Raw genomic sequence first — 17224 nt, 5'->3', positions numbered from 1 at the left:
TGCACCCTCTGGCCGAGGCCATTAGGCAGTGCGCATGAGCGGGGACATGGAAGCGATCGGGGCAGCCGTCACAGCGGGGCTTGCGAGTGGCGTGGTAGAGCCGGGGCATGGGTCGGGTCATGCGGCGGCGGGTATGCGCTGCTTGAATTGCGGGACCGTGCTGACCGGGTCGCATTGCCACCGCTGCGGACAAAAGGCCGATATTCATCGTAGCTTTGGCGCGATCGGGCATGATCTGGTCCATGCAATCTTCCATTTCGAAGGGAAGATATGGAACACGCTGCCGCTTCTCGCGTGGCGACCGGGCGATCTGACGCGCCGCTATATCCATGGCGAACGAGCACGGTTTATTTCGCCGCTTGCTTTGTTCCTTTTTTCCGTTTTCCTTACTTATGTCGTGCTCGCCATGGTGGGGCCTGGCGGGGGATTAAGCGAGCAGATCGCGAAGGCGGCCGCCGAGCAGACGCGCAGCAATGCGCTGACATCGAGTTTCGAAGGCGAGATCGATCGCATCGACAAACGACTGGCCGCTCCGCAATTATCGGTTTCCGAACGAAATGAACTGACCGAACGGCGCGCCACGCTGGAGAAGAGCGCCGGCTATCTGGGCATGGTCCCTTCGATGAGCAAGGCGGAACGCGACAAAGGACCGGCGGTCCTGGACGATCCCAAAGAACAGGTGATGACCAGCGCGCGGTTCCTGTCGCGAACGAAGGTCGACACGGGCGTCCCGATCCTCGACAAAAGCTTGAAGAAGGGCGTCGCGAACCCTGGGCTTGTCATCTATAAACTGCAGGCGAACGCTTATAAATTCGCATGGGCGCTCATCCCGCTCTCGCTGCCGTTCATGTGGTTGCTCTTTCCATTCAGCCGCAGGTTCCGCACCTATGATCATTTTGTTTTCGTCACTTATTCGATCAGCTTTGTCCTGTTGCTGTTCGTTGTCGTGCGGTTGCTGAATCTGACCGTCATTGGTGACGTGGCGACGGGCGTCGCGGCCCTTTATGTGCCGCTCCACATGTATCGCCAGCTTCGGGGCGCTTATCGCTCGTCGCGGTTCGGCGCCTTTGTGCGAATGAACCTGCTCCTCTATTTCAGCTTGTTCACGGTGATTGCTTTCATGACCATGTTGTTGACGCTTGGGGTGATGGGCTAACGCGAAAGCGTAACAAACACCGGGCATCAGCCGCGCGAAACGACCACAGACAAAAGGGGAATCGCGATGCACCAGCTCTGGAATGCCATGGACCGCCGCTTGCTGATCAAGCTCGGCACGACGGGGCTTGCAGCCCTGTCGCTTCCCGGAGCGGCGCGAGCGATGGCGGCGCAAGGCTTTACGCATGGTGTTGCAAGCGGTGAACCCGGACCCGATTCGGTACTGCTATGGACCCGCTACGCAGCGCCATCGGATACGCGTTTGACGGTCGAACTGTCCGACACGCCCGATTTTTCGCGCGTTTCCGCTGGCGGAACTGCGACGGCGGAGGGCGAGCGCGATCACACTGCCAAGATCGTTGTTTCGGGGTTGGTTTCTGATTCTTGGTATTATTATCGTTTTGTTTCACCCGATGGCACCAAATCGCCCACCGGCCGGACGCGGACATTGCCGCAAGGTGCGGCCGCGGCATTCCGTCTCGCGCTGTTTTCCTGTTCCAACCTGCCCTTTGGCTGGTTCAACGCCTATGGCCATGCCGCAGCAAGGCAGGACATCGACCTGGTCGTCCATGTCGGCGATTATCTGTATGAATATCAGGCGGGCAATTACCCCTCCGCCCGCCAGGCCTTGCCGGGCCGGATGATCCAGCCGAGCCACGAGATCGTCGCGCTTGCCGATTATCGCCTGCGCTATGCCGCCTATCGCAGCGATCCCGATCTGCAGCGGCTGCATCAGCTGTTCCCGGTCATCGCCCAGTGGGACGACCATGAGTTCACCAACGACACGTGGAAGGGCGGCGCGGAAAATCACAATGAGGGCGAAGGGCGCTGGGCCGACCGGATGGCGGCCGCCGAGCGCGCCTATCGCGAGTGGATGCCGGTATCGGACGATCGCTGGCGCCAGTATCAGGTCGGCGAACTTGCCACGATCTTCCTGCCCGAAACGCGCATTTCGGGGCGCGACAAGCCCTTTGATCTTGGCGACATCCTGCGGGACAAGGGCGATGTCGCGGCGACCCTGCGCCGTTTCGCCGAAACCGATTATCGCGACCCGGCGCGCCAGTTGCTGGGGCGCGAGCAGGAGCAATGGCTGTTCGGCGGGATCGCGGCTTCGGCTTCGGCGGGAACGCGCTGGCAGATTTGCGCGCAGCAGGTCGTGATGGGGGCGCTGTTCACCCCGCCCGAATCGCGCAATTGGTTCGGCGCCAACCAGCCTGATTATGTCCGGCGCCGCGTCGAGGTGTCGCAACTGGCCGCCAAGGCTGGCCTGCCGCTCAACATGGACAGCTGGGACGGTTATCCGGCGGCGCGCGCGCGGCTGCTTGCCGCCGTGCAGCAGGCCGACGCCAATCTGGTAACGCTTTCGGGCGACAGCCATAATGCCTGGGCGTTCGATCTGAGCCACGACGACCGTCCGGTCGGCGTGGAGGTCGGCGGACACAGCGTTACCTCGCCAGGTTTCGAGGCCTATACGCCGGGCATTTCCGACGATGTTCGCACGACCGCGCTGCGTGCCGTGTCGCCGCAGCTCAAATGGGCGAATACGCAGGATCGCGGCTATGCCACCATTGCGCTGACGCCCGAACGGATGGCCGCGACCTGGCATAATATCGCATCGATCCGCACGCGCAACCTGACCCTGTCGGGATCGCACAGCATGAGCGTCGCGCATGGGCGCCGGAGATACACCGCCGCCCCATAATCCCGCGCGGCCTTCGTGCTTGACTAACTCATAACCCAATGGTTATGGATGTTCCATAATCAAGAGGTTATGAGTTTGATATCACCTGCGCAGGATATTCTGTTCAAGGCCCTGGCCGACCCGACGCGCCGGGCGCTGTTCGAGCGGCTGTGCCGCGAAGGCGAGCAGACCGTGGGGGCGCTGACGGCGGCGGCGGAGATTTCGCAGCCTGCCGTGTCCAAGCATCTGGGCGTCCTGAAAGCGGCGGGACTTGTCGTCTATCGCGCCGATGGGCGGCAGGCGCACTATCGCGCGCGGCGCGGCGCGCTTGCGCCCGTTGTCGACTGGGCGGCCCGCATGGAAAGCTTTTGGGAAGCGCGTTTCGACGGGCTGGAAGATCTGCTGAACAGGATGGATCAATGACCGAAACATCGGCCGAGGCACGCCGCGTCGTCGTCGAGCGCGAATTCGCCCACCCGCCCGAAAAATTGTGGCGCGCCCTGACCCAGCCGCATCTGGTCGCCGAATGGCTGATGGCTGGCGATATCGCGGCAACGCCTGGGCATCATTTCAGCTTTGGCGCCGATTGGGGGCATGTCGATTGCGAGGTGATCACCGTCGAGCCCGAACGGATTCTGGCCTATAGCTGGGCGGGAAGCGGGCTTGAAAGCGTCGTCACATGGACGCTGACCGCCACCGCCACCGGAACGCGGCTGCGGATGGTCCAGACAGGTTTCACCGCCGACAACAAGCTTGCCTATCATGGCGCGCGGGCTGGTTGGCCGCGTTTCCTGAACGCACTCGACGCGGTGCTCGAGCGGGTCGATTGAGCCCCAGCATCAAGACCGAACATCAAGGGAGCCGATTTATGAAGTTCAGCAAGGTCGTTCGCGAGCTCCATCGCTGGCTGTCGATCCTGTTCACCGGCATTGTGGCGGCGATCTTTGCGCTGCTGGGTTTTGGAAGCGAGCCCGCCGAGTGGGTCTATTTCCTGCCCCTGCCGCCTTTGCTGTTGATGATGGTGTCGGGGCTCTATCTCTTTTTCCGTCCCTATGCGGCCTTTCGCCGCGTCGTCCCGTGACCGCCATGGCAAAGGCACCCAAATTATTGTCGGGCGGCAACCCGCAGATCGCCAAGGGGGAGGGCGACGGACCCGTTCAGGCTTATATCGCGGCGATGCCCGGCTGGAAAAGCGCGATCGGCGGCCGCATCGACGCCATCGTCGAGCGCGAAGTTCCCGGCGTGGCGAAGGCGATCAAATGGAATTCGCCCCTGTACGGTCGCGAGGGGGCAGGGTGGTTCCTAAGCTATCATTGCTTCGACAAATATCTGAAGCTGACCTTTTTTCGGGGGCAGTCGCTCGCCCCGGTCCCACCCGTCGCCTCGAAAAGCGGCGATACGCGCTATTACCACGTCCATGAGCATGATTTCGACCCGGCGCAGTTCGCCGACTGGGTACGGCAGGCGAGCCTTCTTCCCGGAGAAAAATTGTGACCCATGATGACAGCGCCGCCGACCCGATCGGGCAGCATATCGCCGCGTTGGCGGATTGGCGCGGTGCGATGCTGGCGCGGGTGCGCGCGTTGATCAAGGCGGCCGAGCCCGATGTCGCCGAGGCGTTGAAATGGCGCAAGCCGTCGAACCCGGGCGGGGTTCCGGTCTGGGAACATGACGGCTTGCTATGTACCGGTGAAACCTATCGGGACAAGGTCAAGCTGACCTTTGCCCATGGCGCGTCGCTGGACGATCCGACGGGGCTGTTCAACGCCAGCCTGACCGGCGGAACCCGCCGCGCGATCGATCTGGGCGAAGGGGCGGCGATCGATGCAGCGGCGTTCCAGGCGCTGGTTCAGGAGGCGGTACGGTTCAACGCGGCGAAGAAAATGGCCCGGCGATGACGTGCCGCGCATAGCCAGCCGCCAAGGGGCGGGAGGGCGCCGCCCCCCGCGATCGGTCAACGATAGGGCGGTGCGTCCTCGAACTCCGCGAAGGATGGATAGTCGGTCGCAACGCTCGCCGTGAAGTGCGGCGGCCGTTTTTCGAGGAAACTCGTCACGCCCTCGGCCGCGTCGGGGCTGCGTCCGCGCGAAAAGATGGCGCGGCTGTCCCAACGATGTGCGCTCATCGGGTGCGGGGCACCCATCATGCGCCACAGCATGTGCCGGGTCAGCGCGACCGAGACCGGTGCGCTGTGTTCGGTCATCTCGCGCGCCTTGGCGATGGCGGCATCGATAAGATCGCCGGGCGCATGAACCGATTGGACCAGCCCGACGTCATGGGCTTCCTGGGCCGAAATCAGGCGTCCCGAACAGCATAGGTCGACGGCGTTGCTGATCCCCACCAGGCGCGGCAGAAACCAACTCGACGCCGCTTCGGGCACAATGCCGCGCCGCGCAAAGACGAAACCGTAACGCGCCGTGTCGCTGGCGAGCCGCGCATCCATGGGCAGCGTCATCGTGGCGCCGATGCCGACGGCGGCGCCGTTGATCGCCCCCAGAACCGGCTTTTTCGCCTCGAAGATGCGAAGCGATACGCGGCCGCCCGAATCGCGTACCAGCGGGTGCGACCAGTCGATCGTCCCATCCTGTGCCACCGGACTGGCCGCGATGCCATCGGGCAAGGTTGCCGCCTTGTCGGCGCGCTTGTCATAATCGAAGGTCGCGGCGCCCTGGCCGAGGTCGGCGCCGGCGCAATAGGCGCGATCGCCAGCTCCGGTGAAGATGACCGCGCGCACGGCGTCGTCGGCATCGCACTCATCGAGCGCCGCCACGATTTCCAGCATCATCTGGGTCGTAAAGGCGTTCATCCGGTCGGGACGATGGAGGGTAAGAAGCGCGATCCCGTCCTGCTTGTCGAGGCGAATCTGGTCGAAGCTCATCATGTCTCTCCCTGGTTAGTAAATTGCTTTTTGCAACGTATTGATCCAGGCGCAAGCGCCGTGATGGCCAGCCGCATCACATGATGACGCGGCGCGGCTTTGGCGCTATAGGGCGCCATCGCCCCGGCACCGCGCCTCTATGCTGAGTCGCTTTCGCCGGGGTCATTCATTTGGTTCCGACAGAAAGTTCCTGCCCATGGCCCGCCGCCGCCAGATCTATGAAGGCAAAGCCAAGATCCTTTACGAAGGCCCCGAACCCGGGACGCTGATCCAATATTTCAAGGATGATGCGACGGCCTTTAACGCGCAGAAGCGCGGGACGATCAACGGCAAGGGCGTGCTGAACAACCGGATTTCGGAGCATGTCTTTACCCTGCTTGGCAATATTGGCGTGCCGCACCATTTCGTCCGCCGCCTCAACATGCGCGAGCAGCTGATCCGTCAGGTCGAGATCGTGCCGATCGAGGTCGTGGTTCGCAATGTCGCCGCGGGCTCGCTGACCAAGCGGCTTGGGATCGAGGAAGGCACCCAGCTTCCCCGCACGCTGATCGAATATTGCTACAAGGACGATGCGCTGGGCGACCCGCTGATCGCCGAAGAGCATATCGCCTGTTTCAACTGGTGCAGCCAGGACGAACTGCACGACATTCAGGACATGGCGATCCGTATCAATGATTTCATGAGCGGCATGTTCGCGGCGGTCGGCATCCGCCTCGTCGATTTCAAGCTGGAGTTCGGCCGCCTGTATGACGGTGATTTCAGCCGGATCATCCTGGCCGACGAAATCAGCCCCGACGGGTGCCGCCTGTGGGACATGTCGTCGGGCGAAAAGCTGGACAAGGACCGTTTCCGCCGTGATCTGGGCGGTGAGGTCGAGGCATATCAGGAAGTCGCGCGGCGGCTGGGCCTGATGCCCGAGGGCGGCGACAACGCCGTGCTCGATCTTGAAACCCACCGCAAGAAAAAGGGCAGCTGACCCCGCTTCGCTGGCCGATCCGCGCGCGGCGTGGGACTTTGGCGCCTGGTGCGGGGCGGCCGATCCGTGGGCGATGATTAACCGTCGCGGTTCATCATCTTTTGGCCGCGATTCTCGCTTTGGGACGATTTTTGTTAGTTTTTGTATAAGCTTGCTGGCGGATTGTTGGTAAAGTCGCGTCCATCAATTTATTACTGGGGTGTCACATGAAACTGCGTCTGATGTCTGCACTGGCCGTTCTGGCGATCGCCACGTCCCCCAGCATTGCGCATGCCGATGTGATCACGCTGGGCAGCGGCGACATCGGCAACAGCTTCACCGTCGACTATAATGGTTACACCGGCAGCGGTACGATCGCCGGCCTGACCGCGCAGATCGTCTTCACCCTGACGTCGACCACCGCGAACAGCTATACGCTGAGCTATGCGGCGACGAACACCTCGTCGAATCCCATCACCACCTCGCGCATCTCGGGCTTTGGTTTCAATACCGACCCGACGCTTAGGGGGGCGTCGAGCACCGGCACCTTTACCGTGACGGCGTTCAATTCGAACGTCCCCAATGTCGGCAGTGTCGATGTGTGCTTCAAGGGCGGCGGCGGCACCAAAAGCTGCGCCGGCGGCGGTGGCGGCGGTGTGAATCTGGGCGGTACCGGAAGCGGCACGCTGACGCTGTCCTTTGCCTCGCCGGTCAGCTCGCTGACGCTGAGTGATTTCTTTACCCGCTATCAGTCGATCACCGGCGCGGGTTCGACCAGCTCGGCCGTGGGCAGCGGCACGATCAGCTCGACCGGAGGCAGCTCGACCGGGGGTACCTCGACCGGGGGCACGCCGGTTCCGGAACCCGGCATGTTCGGCCTGTTCGCGTTGGGCGTTGGCGCGCTGTTGTGGCGCCGCCGCCGGACCGCTGCTGCGCCCGCGCTCGCGGCGGCCTGAACAACTCATAACTTTTTTGAGGATCCCGTCTTCGTCGGCCGAAGGCGGGATCGTCGATTCCGGTGCCGCCGTTTCAGCGGTTCGCCGCCTCCCAATGCGCCTTGATCGTGGCGTTTTCCGGGGCAAGCCGATGCGCCTTGGCCAGATGGCGCCGCGCTGCCGCCCGGTCCTTGCCCGACGACCATAGCACCCAGCCGAGGCTGTCGAGGACCGAGGCGTTTTCCGGCGCCTGTTTGAGCGCGGCGTCGAGCAGCGTCACGGCCTTGTCAGCATTGCCGTTCTGGAAATGCGCCCATCCCAGATTGTTGAGGATCATCGCGTTGGGCTTGATCCCCTCGCGCTCGATCAGCGCGTCATAGGCAATGATCGCGCCCTTCCAGTCCTTTGCGGCCAGCGCCTGTTCCGCCTGGATGAGCAGATTGGCGGTGCGGCGCGGCGATGCACCGACAGCGCGCGCGGCATAGGCCGCAGCATCGGATTGTCCCGCCGCCTTTGCGTGGCGGGACAGCGCCGCGAGCAGCGAGCGCGACGGGTCGGGCTGTGCGGCGAAGGGTTTCAACGTCTCGACCGCGCGGTCGGGCTCTCCCGCCGCGGCCATCGCATCGGCGAGCGCCATGGCGGCGACCTCGTCGCGCGCACCACTGCCGAGATAGCGTGACAGTTCGGCGATCGCGATGTCATGATTGCCCTGTGCCACCGCAATCTGGCTGGCAAGCAGCTGGATCGACGGGCGGTCGCCCGCGAGCTGGCGTGCAGCCAGCAACTGCTGCTGTGCTGCGCGCGGGTCGCCGCGCAACAACTCCAGCCGGGCGGTGGCGATCGCCGTTGCGGACGATTGGGGCGACATGCGCCGCAGCCGTTCGACGACCGCGGTGAGGGCGTTCACATCCTTGGCCGCGGCAAGCAATTCGGCCTGGGCGGAAAGTGGCCCGCTGTTCAGCGGGTTGAGCTTTTCGGCGGCGGCATAGTGACCCAAGGCGGCGGTGATATTGGCGCGGCGTTGCTGAATGGCTCCGGCGACCATTTCTACCTCGAATTTTTCGTTGTCCTTCTTGCGCGCGGCGGCGATCAACCGGTCGGCCTCGGCAAGATCGCCGCGGAGCATCGCCAGGCGGGCGGCGGCGACCTGCAGGCCGGTGTCGCCGGGGTGATCGGCGAGCCCCGCCGCAATTTCGGACGCCGCCGCAGCCGCGTCGCCGCCATCGTGGGCGCACAGCGCCCGCACCCGGCGCAGCGTCGCCGACATGGCCGCGTCCTTGTCCGGCTTTCTGTCGCGCAGGTCCCGGCATTTGCCGCGCAGCATGTCCGCTTCCGCCTGCAGGTCTGCGCGCTCCTTGGTGGCGTTCTTGTCCCCGATGCGGGCGAGGGTGGCGGCCGCGCCGACGCCGTCGCCGCTCGCGACCTGAATCCGTGCCATCAACTCCAGCGCCGCGATATTATCGGGTTCGACCTTGAGCAGGTTCATCAGTTCGATCCGCGCATCGGCCCACTGCCCTTCGGCGTAGAAGCGCTGTGCGTCGCCGAGATTGGCGTCCTTTCCCGGCTGACAGGCGCAGAGAAGCGCCACCAAGGGCAGGGTGAACGTCAGCGATCGGCGCATTGCGGTGAAATCTCCTGATGGGAACGGCGGAGATGTAACAGCCAATTCTCACCGGTGCATTAAATTCACCGCGCGGCGCGCAGGGTGCGACGTCAAATGTTGATGCTGGTCGGGATCAGGCTGGGCAACAAATAGGGGTAGGGCCGCCTGCGATTGGCGTTGCGCTGCACGATCTGCGCCTCGACATTTTTGAGGGCGGCCTGAAACCAGGCGAGCGGCCCTTCCGCCCCCGTCACGCGCGGGTCGCGAAACCAGGCGGGATAGGGAAAGGCATTGCTGCGATAATCGCCGAGCGGCCGGTAATGCACCGAGCCCAGGAGTTCGAGTACGTTGAGCTGTTCGAGGGCCAGTGCCAGCGGCGGCATCATGTCGAGCCATTCGCCCTTGGCATGGCCGCGCTGGACGCCGGGAGCGGACTGCCAGCCGGCGCCGGTCACGGCCGGTGCAAAGGCCATGATATCCCTTTGCGGAAAATTGACCGCCGCGTGCTGGGCGCTGGCGGTGAAGATGATCATCGTGCACACATCGACGAGCTGGTCGCGCGTCGCGATCGGGCCGAATTGCCTGATCTGCCCTTCGCCCGCCAGCGATTCCGCCCAGGCCGTCAGTTCGGTATCGCCCGTCACATCGGCGTCGGCAGAGTAGTAGAGACCGACATATTGACGGGACCATTCGCGGATCGCGTTCCAGACGAGCAAGCCATCGTCGCGATAGGGGTAATCGACCAGCGCCGACGACAAGCCGACCCCGCGCGCCGCGATATCGACGGGCAGCATCTGGCCATAGAAGTCGAATGCCAGCCGGTCGTCGACCGCGGCAAGCTGGCTCGAGGCGATGGTGCCTCCGAAGATATGGTCGATGGGTCCATTGGCCGCGATCAACGAGGCGGCCGCCTGGTCGTTGATGAACAAAGTCCCTTCGAAATGCGGGACGAGCAGTGCCCAGAGCGGGTGCGAGACGGCGAGGTGGCGGTGCGTCGCGACCGCAAAGGCCTCTATCACCAGGTGGGTGCGGGCAAGGTGGGTGAACAGTTCGTGATAATTTCCGTCGGCGACCTGCACCACCTGTTTTGCCATTTCCCAGCCCCAGGCCTGACCGGCATCCACCGATGGGGTGAAGATCGGATGGCTGGCCGGATCCTGGCCGCACTGGATCGCGACCGGCACGAGCGACGAGCCCCCCGGCGGGATCGCAAACAGCGCCATGGGTTGCCACGTATATTTGGCGCGCCCGGAATAGGTGCCGGGGACGAGAATCTCGAGTTCCTTGTAATCAAGCAGAAACAGACGCTTTTGTTCCAGCGCGGCCGACAGCGTGTCGCCGTTTACGACCGCGCCATATCGCGCTTCGGTCAAGGGGAAGTTGGTGGGCAGCGTATCGCCGAGCGCGGCGATCAGCATATTGTTCGGCCCCTGGACACGCATTCGGGCGAACCAGTCGTCGTCGAGGAACATATAGCTGTCGCCGGGAACGGGCAGCGTCTGGAACAGGGCGCGATAAGCCTCGACGCTGCGTGGCGCGTTCCGGCCGAGTCCGGCGACCTCGGCGTCGCTGACCTTCATCAGCGTGTCGAGCCGTTCCTTGTACGTCGTCAATTCGGCGACATGCTTGCCAAGCTCGGCGGCGGCGACGAACAGTTCGACGTCGTTTTCCGCGCGCTGGACCAGCGAATTTCCGGGGCGGATGCCATGCAGCGCGGTGATGTGGGCGGTCGCTGCCTCGATCGCGTCGCATTCGGCGAGCAGCGCTTCATAATGGGCGCGGGGCTGCGCGATCTCGCCCCTGTCGGCGCCGCCGACCAGCACGGCCAGCGCGTTGCGCACGATGCCCAGGCCGACGCCGATCAGGATCGCGAACCAGGCGATCGTCGGTTCGTCGTTCGCTGGCACGTCGCTGGCGAGCGGCACGCCAGGCAAGGTCGGAACATCGGTTGTCCAGACATAGACCTGCCGTGTCGCGGCAAGCTGCGCGGCGCGGGCTGCCTGCTCTGCCGGGTTGTCCTGTTGCGGAAGCGTGGGGTCCGCCGACGGAACGGGAACGGCTTTGACGGCAACGGGCGATGCCGACAGCGGCGACACGAAAGACATGGTCAACACTCCGAGCTGGTTAAGAGCGGCGCGACCCTTGACCTAACATGGTTAATATTTCACGAGCCCCTCGCGGCGGGGAGGCCGTATCTGACGGGCGAAAGGGGATTGGTTTGCTTAACCGATGCTTTACCCGCGCTTGATATCGGAGGGGCATGACGGGGGTGCATCAATGGCTGAGCAGGCGGTTCTATCCGTCGGTGCCGGAAACGCTGCGGGACGATGTCGCGGTGCTGCGGGCGCGGCGTATCCAGACGCTGACCCCGGCGCTGTTCCTGATGCTGGCGGCGACGACGCCCACCGCAATCTATGCCGGGGTTGAAACCGTCCATCCCATCATTCGCGTCGGTTTTCCGGTCACGCTGGCGATTGTCGGCATCATCGGCTTTTTTTACCTGATCCATTTTCGCGGCCGTTACATCAGCCCGCGCCGGGCGCGTCGCATGATTTCCGAAGCGACCTGGATTTCGGGCACCACGGGGCTGATGTGCAGCGTGTGGACCGTGACCAACTGGCTTGCCGCCCCGCCCGAGAATCACAGCTATTATGCCATGATCATGGCGATGGGGTCGCTGGCCACCGCCTATTGCCTGTCGTCGATCCGCATGGCGACTTTCGTCAACCTGACCATCGGTTTGGGCCCCATCGCCCTGTTGATGCTGGCATCCGGGCGCCCGCCGGAAATTGCCGCGGGCACCAGCCTTGTCATTGCAACGCTGTTCCTGCTGCGCAACGTGATCCAGCAGCACGGCCAGTTGATCGACCTGTTGCAACTGCAACGGCAGATGCGCGACCTGGCGCACACCGACCCGCTGACCGGATTGGCCAACCGCCGCGAATTCGACATGCGGCTGGACGAGGAAATCAATCGGGCCGGGGACGAGAGCCTGTTCGCGATTGCGCTGCTCGACCTCGACGGGTTCAAGCCGGTGAACGACCAGCATGGCCATGCCGTCGGCGATCTCGTCCTTTGCGAGGTTGCCGATCGCCTGCGCCGCGCCTGCGGCGCACATGCGATGGTCGCCCGGCAGGGCGGCGACGAATTTGCGATACTGGCCCCCGCCGGATCGCCCCTGCTGAAAACCGCCATGGCCGATCACATATTGTCGGCCCTTGCGGCGCCGCTGCATATCGAAGGTCAGCCGATCCGGGTCGGGGCCAGCGTGGGCGTCGCGTCGTGGCCCGAACAGGGACTGAGCGCGCGGCAGTTGCTGGAAACCGCCGACCGGGCGCTGTATGCCGTCAAGGCGCTCGACCGTCGGCGCCGTCCGTCCGTCGATACGATCAGCAGCATCGCCTGACGGCCGCTTGACCCCCGGCGGTGCGGGGGCCAGATCAGCGTCATGACCAGAGTCCGTTTTCGCCGCCTGGCGGCCCCGCTGATTATCCCTTTTGTCCTGTTGGCATGTGCCGGGGTTCCGGCCGCCGCGCGCGACGCCGCCGCATCCGCCGCGCCATCCGATGCCGCCGCATCCGCCGCGCCATCCGATGCCGCCGATTCCGCGACCAATGCGCAGACCCCGGCCGCCCGTGCCTGGGGCTTCGCCGCCAGCGATGTACCGGTCGATTCCGCCATTCGATTTGGGGTGCTGCCCAACGGGATGAAATATGCCCTGCTCGCCAACAGCACGCCCAAGGACAGTGTGGCGCTGCGCATGCGTTTCGATGTCGGCAGCTTTTCCGAAGCCGAGGACCAGCGCGGTCTGGCGCATTTCCTGGAGCATATGGCGTTCAACGGATCGACCCATGTGCCCGAGGGCGAGATGATCAAGCTGCTCGAGCGCAAGGGGCTGGCATTCGGCGCCGACACCAATGCATCGACCGGCTTTGACGAGACGGTGTACAAGCTCGACCTGCCCAATGCGTCGGACGACCTGATCGACACCGGGCTGATGCTGATGCGCGAAACGGCCAGCGAACTGACGCTGGCGCCCGAGGCGGTCGACCGCGAACGCGGCATCATCCTGTCCGAACGGCGCGCCCGCGATACCTATCAACTGCGCAATCTGGTCGATCAGCTCGCATTCCAGATGCCCGCCATGACGGTCGCGAACCGCCTGCCGATCGGGACGGAAGAGGTGATACGCGGGGCGCCCGCCGCGCGGCTGCGCAATCTGTACGACCGATATTATCGCCCCGAACGCGCAACATTGGTGATGGTCGGCGATTTCGACGCCGCGGCCGTCGAGGCGAAGATATTGGCGCGCTTTTCCGATTGGCGGGGACATGGCACCGCCGGTGCCGATCCCGATATCGGCATGGTCGAATATGATCGCGCGGTATCCGGCGATGTGTTCGTCGATCCCGCGATCCAGGACAGCGTGAGCATCGCGATGTTCAAGCCATGGGTCGACGAACCCGACACGAAGGCGAAACGGGCGCGCAATCTGGCCGAAGATGTCGGTGAGGCGATCGTCAGCCGGCGCCTGGCCAAGATCGCGCTGAACGAGGATTCGCCGATTCTGGGCGGCGGCCTGAGCGAAGCTGGGGGCTGGAAGATTTTCGATCAGGTGTCGGTCGGCGCCGTCGCGAAGGAAGGTGCCTGGGCCGAGGCGTTGAAGGTCGTCGAGCAGGAATGGCGCCGGGCGATCGAGCATGGCTTTACCCAGGCCGAAGTCGACGAACAGCTGGCCAACCGCCGGACCGCGCTGCGCAACGCGGTGGCGGGCGCATCGACGCGGCGCAGCGAAACGCTTGCCGACGTCATTCTGCGCGCCGCCGATGGCGACTTTGTGGTGGCGCACCCCCAAACGGCGCAGACCTTGTTCGAGGCGGCGGCCCCGGCGCTCGATGCCGCGGCAGTGACGGCGGCCTTTCGCGCGCGCATGGACGGGCTGAGCGCGCCGCTGGTGCGGGTGACGGCGAAGCGCCCCATCGACGGTGCCGAGGCAGCCGTGCTCGCGGCGTTCGAGCGTGCGCGCGCGGAGGTTGTGGCGCCGCCCGCCAACACGGCGACCGCCGCCTTTGCCTATCAGGATTTCGGGGCGCCGGGCCGCGTCGTCAGCGATGAAATGGTGGCCGACCTCGGCATTCGCCGTATCCGTTTCGCGAACAATGTGATGCTGAATATCAAGCGCACCGATTTCCAGAAGGACCGCGTCTATCTGTCGCTGCGCGTCGATGGCGGCAACCTGCTCGCGACCGCCGACGATCCGACGAAGGTGGCGCTGGCGGGGTCGCTGACGGTCGGCGGGCTGGAGGCGCACAGCCGCGACGAATTGCGCAGCATCATGGCCGGGCGCACGGTCAGCCCCGCCTTTGGCAGCGGCAGCGATGCCTTTGGAGGCAGCGCCCTGACCTCGCCAGAGGATTTCGCGCTGCAGGCGCAGTTGATGGCGGCGTTCCTGACCCATCCCGGCTATCGCGCCGACGGGCTGGCGCTGATCCGCCGCGTGCTGCCCCAGCAATATGCCGCGAACGACGCGACGCCCTCGGCGGTGATCGGCCGTGACGCGGGCGGCATATTGGCCAATGACGACCCGCGATCACAAACCCCGCCGCTCGACCGGATGATGGCGCTCGACTGGGAGCAGTTGAAGCCCGCGGTTGCCGACAGTTTCGCACATGGCGCGATCGAGGTCGGGGTGGTCGGCGATATCGACGAACAGGCCGCGATCGACGCCGTCGCCGCGACCTTTGGCGCGCTGCCCAAACGGCGTGCGCACTTTGACCCGCGGATCGCCGCGCGTGTCCGGCACTTTGCCAGCGACCGCAGCGAACGGACGCTGATCCACAAGGGGCCGGCCGAGCAGGCGGAGCTGCGGGTTTACTGGCCCGCGCGCGACGACAGCAACCTTGGCGAGGCGATGCGGCTCAACCTGTTGTCGCGGGTGATGCGGCTGAAGCTGACCGAGGAGCTGCGCGAACGGCTCGGTGAAAGCTATAGCCCGGTCGCGGGGGCCAGCCTGTCCGACGAATTCCCGGGCTATGGCCATTTGTTCGCCGCGAGCAATGTCGATTTCGGCCATCTGGCGACGACGCGCGCCGCGATTTTTGCAATCGCCAAGGAGCTGCGCGATGCGCCGGTCGATGCCGACCTGCTCGACCGGGCGCGGCGGCCGCTGGTCGAGGCGATGACCAAAGCGCGGCGCGAGAACAGCTATTGGCTGAACTATGTCGCCGAGGCGGCGTCGAAGGCCGCGCGCCTCGACCGCAGCCGCAACGGTATCGCCGAGGTCGAGGCGGCGACGCCGGCCGAACTGCAGGCGCTGGCGCAGCGTTACCTGACCGACGACAAGGCGCTGGTGATCAAGGCGGTGAGCGACAAGGCGGTCAGCGAAAAGGCGAAATAGGCCCGCCGCCCGGCAGCGCGATGGTGCGGTCGATCCCGACCGCCGACAGAAAATGCGCGTCGTGGCTGACGATGAGCAGCGCGCCGTCATAGGCCGCGAGCCCGGTCTCCACCGCGGCGAGCGAGTCGAGATCGAGATGGTTGCTCGGCTCGTCGAGGATGAGGAGTTGCGGCGGTGCCGGCGCCCCGAGCGTGCAGGCAAGTCCGGCGCGGAGCATCTGGCCGCCGCTGAGCGTCCCGGCGATGCGGTCTGCCGCATCGGCCCGGAAACGGAAACGGGCGAGCGCCGCGCGGCATTGGTTGTTCGTTGTGCCCGGATTGAGCGCGAGGAAATTGTCCGCGATCGATCGTTGCGGATCGAGCAGCGAGACCTGTTGGTCGAACATCGCAAAGGCGACCGGGGTGTGCACGCGGCCGTCCCATGGCGCGAGCTGTCCGGCGATCAGGGCGAGCAGGGTCGATTTGCCCGCGCCATTGGGGCCGACGATCGCGACCCGTTCCGGCCCGACGAGGGAGAGCGAAAAGTTGGCGAGCACCGGTCGGCCCGGTTCGTAGCCGACGGTGACGTCCTCGATCGCCAGCACGGTGCGCGAGGCGGGAAGGCCGGTTGGCGGCAGCGAGACCGCGAGCGGATCGATGATCTCGATCCGGCCGCGTGCCTCGGCAAGACGATCCTCTGCCGCGCTTTGCTGGCGTTCGGCGCGGCGCTGTCCGGCGGCGGCGGTTTCTTCCGCCTGGCGTTTGCGGGCACCGTTCAAGATGCGCGGCAGGTCGCCGCGTGCCGCCTGTCGCCGTCCGCCCGCATCGCGGCGCGCCTGGCGTTCGGCGGTCGTCTGCGCCATCCGCCGGGTGTCGGCGCGCTGTTTTTCCGCCCCGGCGAGGGCCTGTTCGGCGGATGCCTGTTCGCTGTCCTTTTGCGCGCGATACGCGCTCCACCCGCCGCCGTAGCGCGCGGCGCCGAGGCCGGAGAGCTCGACGATCGCGTCCATTTCCTCCAGCAGTTCGCGGTCGTGGCTGACGACCAGCGCGCCGCCGCGCCATCCGCGGATCAGGTCGCGCACAACCGCGCGACCGTCGCGGTCGAGATTGTTGGTGGGTTCATCGAGCAGCAGGAAATCGGGCGCGGCGAACAAGGTTCCGGCGAGCGCCGCGCGGGTGCGCTGGCCGCCCGAAAGCGATGCGAGCGGGGTGTCGGCCGCAGCGGGCAGGCCGACCGAGGCGAGCGCCTTTTCGATCCGTTCTTCCAGCATCCAGTCGGCGTCGGCGAGTTCGTCGGCGGTGGCGGTTCCGGCCTCTGCCCTGCGGATCAGCGCGAGCGCGGCGCGGACGCCGAACAGGTCGGCGATGCTGGCGCCTGCATCGACCTGTATATTCTGACGAAGCGCGGCGACGCTGCCGTCGATGGCGATATGACCCGACTGGGGCGCGATGTCGCCGCCGAGCAGGCGCAGCAGCGTCGATTTGCCTACCCCGTTGCGGCCGACGATGCCGACCCGTTGACGTTGAAGCTGGAGATCGAGACCCGAAAGGACGGCGCGGCCGTCAGGCGTCGACCAATGAAGTTTGGCGATGGTGATCGAAGGCGTGGAAGCAGGCATGAACAAGAGCTTTCGTGGCGGCA

General features: G+C 65.1%; 15 protein-coding genes. 11 read left to right on the top strand and 4 right to left on the bottom strand.

Annotated features, from left to right (window positions below; genetic code table 11):
- The first annotated feature begins 34 nt into the window (after positions 1–34).
- From U0S50_RS00975 to U0S50_RS00945, 7 genes are all read left to right on the top strand, one after another.
- Positions 35–1156 carry a DUF3667 domain-containing protein gene (locus U0S50_RS00975; protein ID WP_322306880.1) on the top strand — a complete coding sequence of 374 codons (1122 nt, stop codon included), beginning with the start codon at positions 35–37 and terminating at the stop codon, positions 1154–1156.
- A 66-nt stretch (positions 1157–1222) separates the two neighbouring features.
- A complete protein-coding gene (locus tag U0S50_RS00970) occupies positions 1223–2857 on the top strand; it encodes an alkaline phosphatase D family protein (RefSeq protein WP_322306879.1) in 1635 nt (544 codons plus the stop codon).
- A gap of 69 nt (positions 2858–2926) precedes the next feature.
- Positions 2927–3259 (top strand): metalloregulator ArsR/SmtB family transcription factor, encoded by a 333-nt coding sequence (locus U0S50_RS00965; RefSeq protein ID WP_322306878.1) that lies wholly within the window; start codon positions 2927–2929, stop codon positions 3257–3259.
- On the top strand, positions 3256–3666 hold the full coding sequence (locus U0S50_RS00960; RefSeq protein WP_322306877.1) for an SRPBCC domain-containing protein: 411 nt from the start codon (positions 3256–3258) through the stop codon (positions 3664–3666). The genes U0S50_RS00965 and U0S50_RS00960 overlap by 4 nt, the downstream gene beginning before the upstream one ends.
- Before the next feature lie 38 nt (positions 3667–3704).
- On the top strand, positions 3705–3917 hold the full coding sequence (locus tag U0S50_RS00955; RefSeq protein WP_322306876.1) for a hypothetical protein: 213 nt from the start codon (positions 3705–3707) through the stop codon (positions 3915–3917).
- 5 nt (positions 3918–3922) lie between these two features.
- A complete protein-coding gene (locus U0S50_RS00950; protein ID WP_322306875.1) occupies positions 3923–4330 on the top strand; it encodes a DUF1801 domain-containing protein in 408 nt (135 codons plus the stop codon).
- Positions 4327–4734 (top strand): DUF1801 domain-containing protein, encoded by a 408-nt coding sequence (locus U0S50_RS00945; protein ID WP_322306874.1) that lies wholly within the window; start codon positions 4327–4329, stop codon positions 4732–4734. The genes U0S50_RS00950 and U0S50_RS00945 overlap by 4 nt, the downstream gene beginning before the upstream one ends.
- Before the next feature lie 56 nt (positions 4735–4790).
- On the opposite strand, the gene U0S50_RS00940 is transcribed toward U0S50_RS00945, so the two are convergent.
- Positions 4791–5714 (bottom strand): crotonase/enoyl-CoA hydratase family protein, encoded by a 924-nt coding sequence (locus tag U0S50_RS00940; protein WP_322307270.1) that lies wholly within the window; start codon positions 5712–5714, stop codon positions 4791–4793.
- Positions 5715–5910: 196 nt separating this feature from the next.
- Here U0S50_RS00940 and purC point away from each other — a divergent pair, with 196 nt between their 5' ends.
- Both purC and U0S50_RS00930 read left to right on the top strand, forming a co-directional pair.
- Positions 5911–6690 carry a phosphoribosylaminoimidazolesuccinocarboxamide synthase gene (gene purC / locus U0S50_RS00935; protein WP_322306873.1) on the top strand — a complete coding sequence of 260 codons (780 nt, stop codon included), beginning with the start codon at positions 5911–5913 and terminating at the stop codon, positions 6688–6690.
- 206 nt (positions 6691–6896) lie between these two features.
- Entirely contained in the window at positions 6897–7625 is a 729-nt protein-coding gene (locus U0S50_RS00930; protein WP_322306872.1) for a cistern family PEP-CTERM protein, read from the top strand.
- Positions 7626–7698: 73 nt separating this feature from the next.
- On the opposite strand, the gene U0S50_RS00925 is transcribed toward U0S50_RS00930, so the two are convergent.
- The gene (locus tag U0S50_RS00925) at positions 7699–9225 is read right to left on the bottom strand and encodes a tetratricopeptide repeat protein (RefSeq protein WP_322306871.1); all 1527 of its coding nucleotides are present in this window, start codon (positions 9223–9225) and stop codon (positions 7699–7701) included.
- A gap of 92 nt (positions 9226–9317) precedes the next feature.
- Complete coding sequence (locus tag U0S50_RS00920) at positions 9318–11312, bottom strand: lipoxygenase family protein (RefSeq protein WP_322306870.1); 1995 nt, start codon at positions 11310–11312, stop codon at positions 9318–9320.
- 155 nt (positions 11313–11467) lie between these two features.
- Between U0S50_RS00920 and U0S50_RS00915 the strand changes: the two genes are divergently transcribed.
- Complete coding sequence (locus tag U0S50_RS00915) at positions 11468–12613, top strand: diguanylate cyclase domain-containing protein (RefSeq protein WP_322306869.1); 1146 nt, start codon at positions 11468–11470, stop codon at positions 12611–12613.
- Positions 12614–12655: 42 nt separating this feature from the next.
- On the top strand, positions 12656–15604 hold the full coding sequence (locus tag U0S50_RS00910; protein ID WP_322306868.1) for a M16 family metallopeptidase: 2949 nt from the start codon (positions 12656–12658) through the stop codon (positions 15602–15604).
- On the opposite strand, the gene U0S50_RS00905 is transcribed toward U0S50_RS00910, so the two are convergent.
- The gene (locus tag U0S50_RS00905; RefSeq protein WP_322306867.1) at positions 15585–17201 is read right to left on the bottom strand and encodes an ABC-F family ATP-binding cassette domain-containing protein; all 1617 of its coding nucleotides are present in this window, start codon (positions 17199–17201) and stop codon (positions 15585–15587) included. The genes U0S50_RS00910 and U0S50_RS00905 overlap by 20 nt on opposite strands.
- Positions 17202–17224: the final 23 nt, after the last annotated feature.

It is taken from the genome of Sphingopyxis sp., assembly GCF_034380315.1.
GTDB lineage: Bacteria > Pseudomonadota > Alphaproteobacteria > Sphingomonadales > Sphingomonadaceae > Sphingopyxis.
This window is presented reverse-complemented; position numbering and strand designations above follow the sequence as displayed.

Bases quoted from the DNA above. Each gene is read 5' to 3' on its own strand.
- U0S50_RS00960 (WP_322306877.1), top strand. From the start codon at position 3,256: ATGACCGAAACATCGGCCGAGGCACGCCGCGTCGTCGTCGAGCGCGAA.
- U0S50_RS00970 (WP_322306879.1), top strand. From the start codon at position 1,223: ATGCACCAGCTCTGGAATGCCATGGACCGCCGCTTGCTGATCAAGCTC.
- U0S50_RS00950 (WP_322306875.1), top strand. From the start codon at position 3,923: ATGGCAAAGGCACCCAAATTATTGTCGGGCGGCAACCCGCAGATCGCC.
- U0S50_RS00975 (WP_322306880.1), top strand. From the start codon at position 35: ATGAGCGGGGACATGGAAGCGATCGGGGCAGCCGTCACAGCGGGGCTT.
- U0S50_RS00910 (WP_322306868.1), top strand. From the start codon at position 12,656: ATGACCAGAGTCCGTTTTCGCCGCCTGGCGGCCCCGCTGATTATCCCT.
- U0S50_RS00905 (WP_322306867.1), bottom strand. From the start codon at position 17,201: ATGCCTGCTTCCACGCCTTCGATCACCATCGCCAAACTTCATTGGTCG.
- U0S50_RS00930 (WP_322306872.1), top strand. From the start codon at position 6,897: ATGAAACTGCGTCTGATGTCTGCACTGGCCGTTCTGGCGATCGCCACG.
- U0S50_RS00920 (WP_322306870.1), bottom strand. From the start codon at position 11,312: ATGTCTTTCGTGTCGCCGCTGTCGGCATCGCCCGTTGCCGTCAAAGCC.
- purC (WP_322306873.1), top strand. From the start codon at position 5,911: ATGGCCCGCCGCCGCCAGATCTATGAAGGCAAAGCCAAGATCCTTTAC.
- U0S50_RS00925 (WP_322306871.1), bottom strand. From the start codon at position 9,225: ATGCGCCGATCGCTGACGTTCACCCTGCCCTTGGTGGCGCTTCTCTGC.
- U0S50_RS00940 (WP_322307270.1), bottom strand. From the start codon at position 5,714: ATGAGCTTCGACCAGATTCGCCTCGACAAGCAGGACGGGATCGCGCTT.
- U0S50_RS00965 (WP_322306878.1), top strand. From the start codon at position 2,927: ATGAGTTTGATATCACCTGCGCAGGATATTCTGTTCAAGGCCCTGGCC.
- U0S50_RS00955 (WP_322306876.1), top strand. From the start codon at position 3,705: ATGAAGTTCAGCAAGGTCGTTCGCGAGCTCCATCGCTGGCTGTCGATC.
- U0S50_RS00915 (WP_322306869.1), top strand. From the start codon at position 11,468: ATGACGGGGGTGCATCAATGGCTGAGCAGGCGGTTCTATCCGTCGGTG.